Consider the following 1,527-nt stretch of genomic DNA (forward strand, 5'->3'; position numbering starts at 1 on the left):
CCATGGTCCGCTGGGCCGCCATCATCCACATGACCCGCCGCCTCGCACGCCTACCACAACACCAACCACAAGATCCAAAACAGCCTCTATAGCAGTCCAAACCACTCACGACCCCGGGCCTGCGGAAACGTTCCTCCAGGCGCCGAAGGCGCTCCGGGGTTACCGGGCGCCCGGTAGCCAGCGGGCCAGTCGGTCCAGGGCTTCGGCGATGTCTTCGGTGCTGCCCGCGAACGACAGCCGCAAGAAGCGGTTGCCGAGCACCGGGTCGAAGTCGACGCCCGGCACCGCCGCCACCCCGGTTTCATCCAGCAGCCGCCGGCAGAACTTCGTCGCGTCGTCGGTGAGGTGCCCAATGTCCGCCCAGGCGTAGAACGCGCCGTCGGCCGGGGCGACCCGCGTGATGCCGAGCTCGGCGAGGCCGCTCAGCAGCAGCTCCCGGTTCGTGCGGTAGCGCTCGACGTGCGCGCCGACCTCGGCGTAGGCGTCACCGGAGAACGCCGCGACCGCGCCGTGCTGGGACAGCGCGGGCGGGCAGAGCGTGAAGTTCCCGGTCAGCGAGTCCACCGCGCGGCGCAGCCGCGGCGGCACCAGCATCCAGCCCAGCCGCCAGCCGGTCATCGACCAGAACTTGGAGAACGAGTTCACCACGATCGCCTCGCGGGAGAACTCCCAGGCCGAGTGCAGCGGATCCCCGTAGCTGAGGCCGTGGTAGATCTCGTCGCTGATCAGCTGCACGCCGTTGGCCTCGCACCACCGCGCCAGCCCGGCCAGCTCGTCCCGGGAGAGCACCGTGCCGGTCGGGTTCGCCGGGCTGGCCACGATCAGCCCGCGCACCGGCTCGTCGAGCGCGTCCAGCATCGCCACGGTCGGCTGGAAGCGGGTCGTCTCGTCGCACGGCAGCTCCACGACCTCGCAGCCCAGCGCCGCCAGGATGTTCCGGTAGGCCGGGTAGCCGGGGCGGGCCAGCGCGACGCGGTCCCCGGCGTCGAAAGCGCTGAGGAACGCCAGCAGGAAGGCGCCGGAGGCGCCGGTGGTAACCACGACGTCGTCGGCCTGCACCGCCAGCCCGTAGGAGCGGTCGTAGTGCCCGGCGATCGATTCGCGCAGCTCAGGCAGGCCGAGCTGCTCGGTGTAGCCGAGCGCGTGGTGGTGCAGGGCCTGAGCGGCGGCGTCGCGCACGGCCTTCGGCGCGGGCGTGGCGGGCTGGCCGGCGGCCAGCGAGACCACGTCGCCCTTCGCCCGCTGCCGCGCGGCAGCCGCGGACAGGACCTCCATGACCTGGAACGGCTCGACGGCCGCCCGCTCGGCGACCCGCAGTGCAGTGGCGGCAGTGGCGCTGTCGAACATGCCAACAGCCTGCCAGGTGAGCGGTCGACGCAGAACACCTGGCCGCCGCTCGCCGACATGCCTCGGACGCCGCGTTCCTGCAGGTACGGGGCCGTGAGTCTTTTGGGCTGCTATAGAGGCTGTTTTGGATCTTGTGGTTGGTGTTGTGGTAGGCGTGCGAGGCGGCGGGTCATGTGGATG

The 1,527-nt window shown here is 71.1% G+C and carries 1 protein-coding gene; it reads right to left on the reverse strand.

Annotated elements, in window-relative coordinates:
- Positions 1 to 159: 159 nt before the first annotated feature.
- Positions 160 to 1,347, reverse strand: coding sequence for a pyridoxal phosphate-dependent aminotransferase (locus AB0I53_RS49555; RefSeq protein WP_358618201.1), 1,188 nt, complete (start codon positions 1,345 to 1,347; stop codon positions 160 to 162).
- Between the last annotated feature and the right edge of the window lie 180 nt (positions 1,348 to 1,527).

Origin of the sequence: Saccharopolyspora sp. NPDC050389 (assembly GCF_040655595.1) — a bacterium.
In the GTDB taxonomy this organism is placed as follows: Bacteria; Actinomycetota; Actinomycetes; order Mycobacteriales; family Pseudonocardiaceae; genus Saccharopolyspora.

Coding starts and splice junctions, on each gene's coding strand:
- AB0I53_RS49555 (WP_358618201.1), bottom strand. CDS start 1,347: ATGTTCGACAGCGCCACTGCCGCCACTGCACTGCGGGTCGCCGAGCGG.